Origin of the sequence: Bradyrhizobium sp. Leo170 (genome assembly GCF_004296405.1) — a bacterium.
In the GTDB taxonomy this organism is placed as follows: Bacteria; Pseudomonadota; Alphaproteobacteria; order Rhizobiales; family Xanthobacteraceae; genus Bradyrhizobium.
Genome location: NZ_PSRR01000656.1, coordinates 1 through 1,977 on the forward strand (window position 1 = coordinate 1; position 1,977 = coordinate 1,977).

General features: G+C 57.1%; 1 protein-coding gene and 1 pseudogene. Both read left to right on the top strand.

The window, feature by feature from the left end:
• A pseudogene (locus CWO89_RS47385) lies at nt 1-243 on the top strand (hypothetical protein); the annotation flags it as partial.
• A 1,242-nt stretch (nt 244-1,485) separates the two neighbouring features.
• The coding region (locus tag CWO89_RS43685) for an AraC-like ligand-binding domain-containing protein (protein ID WP_207234704.1) at nt 1,486-1,977 on the top strand (492 nt) is incomplete at its 3' end.

The following is a 1,977-nucleotide window of genomic DNA, read 5'->3' on the forward strand; positions in this document are numbered from 1 at the left end:
TGTCGCTTGGCAAGCAGCGCGGAGGCAAAGGCAAGTTTCCACCTCGAATGGAATGACGTTGTTCTCTACAGCGACGGATTGATCGGCGTCCTCATTCCTGACGCCGCCGGCGACATATGCGCTCTCCGGCTTAAGCGCATGCGCGAGTGCTTTAACGACCGGGCATATATGTCCCTAACCTTGCGACGGCGGCCAAACGACCAACTCCGGTTATTCGAACTCGCCAATATGGCAGCGCAAGCCCCTCCCGCTATTTGCGGCAGCATCCGCTCATCCGAAGAAATCGTGCGAGAGGTTAATGAGCGGGCAGTATCGCTGAAGCCGATGACTGCCGGCGGAGAAGTTGTCTGAAGATTAGCCTAACTCTCCGCCGTCGAAGCCGCCACGCGTCGTGATCAATCCATCAGCAGACATGCCATGCTCTCCCAATAGCGTAAGCGCGACTAACGCGACGATGACAGCTTTTGCGATTCTCATCGCACTTCTTCCTGAACAGTTTTGGATCGAACTCCGGATCTGGTACGAAGCCATCGCGGTTAGGCGCCTTGATTTCGGCAGGCTCTCACGTCCAGCTTGCCGTCGTAAGCCATAGGCCGCCGAGCGGGCGGCGGCGGGTCTAACGGACCCTTTCGTGCCTTGCGTCACGCACTGGCGTCGCCTGAGGAATTCGGATACTTGACCTGGAGAATGCCAGCGGCGTGCATGTCGCCGGTGCAGAATGGTGTGCCTCGCCTGCGGAAGGTCGCTGTGGCCCGCGATCTCGGCACCGAGATCGAGGTGCGCGGGGGTGAAGCAGGGCGAGAGCGTGCTGCTCTGTCGATCTCGCCGAGGGCGCCAAGGTGAGGGTCGCCGCGGACAAGAAGGCGTAAGCCGCGGCGGATCCGCTATCGGCGGGTTTGTGGAAGAAGAAGGGCGACGAAAAACAGGGTGATAAAGGAACCGTGAAGGGCTCACCAGGTGATCGCGAGAACCAAAACAGCGGAACGACGCTGAGACGCACCAGGTGAGAACCGGACGCAATAGGAATGCTGGACGCGGAGCATTTTTCCGGCTTCTGCCCGCGAGATCAACGTATCGGTACGCGCTAACAACTAACCCATTCCCGGCGCCTCTCAACCCTCTCGGCAGGGTTCGCTTTCCTGAAAAATCGTTTTTATCCGGGTCGTTGTCACTATTGCGGTGCTGATCGGCATTCGGCGTGGTTCATTTACCTGTGACTTTGGCCTCCATCTTTAAGTCTGGCGACCCGATCGTTTCAGCGCTGCTCAACCCATCACTGCTCGATGACCCCCGGCTGTCACGATCGCGCGCTTCTCCAAGATTTGATTGCGCATGCCGTTGAAGAGTCGGATTGGGGTCCTCTCTAAGAGCTTCAAATCACAGTCTTAGAGGATCTTTGCGACGATGCGGAGTGCTGACCTTCTGATGTGGAGTTCTGACCTTCTGCAGACTCCAGAGTTAAATTACGAACAGTGGAGGGATCTGTTGCGCCCGATCTATGGGCTGCACACGATAGACAACCCTAAAGCCTTTGCCGGCAGGGTTCGCCCCCGGGACATCTTCGGACTTAATGCGTCGGAGATTAGGAACAATAAATGCCATTGCGAACGGACACAAAGGGATATTCGCCTTGACGGCCTTGATCACTGCTTTGCCGTATTTCAGGTCGCTGGACGATCAACGATCATTCAAGATGATCAGGCCGTAGCACTGGCGGTGGGAGATGTCGCGTTCGTAAATTGTGCCCGCCCAGTGACGTATCTTAATGATGGCCACGAACAGTGGATTACTCTGCAGCTGCCTCGCCAGCGTCTGATCCGTGGCCTTGGATTCGAGCCGCGCGGCGGCGTTCGTGGCCACTCTGGAACGCGTGAGGTCGGTATTTCGCTACGTTATCTTCAAAAACTGTTCACGAACCGCGGTTGTACCTGCAGTGGCTTCGTTCAATCAGTGCGCCTGGATCAAGCTGCGCGCACT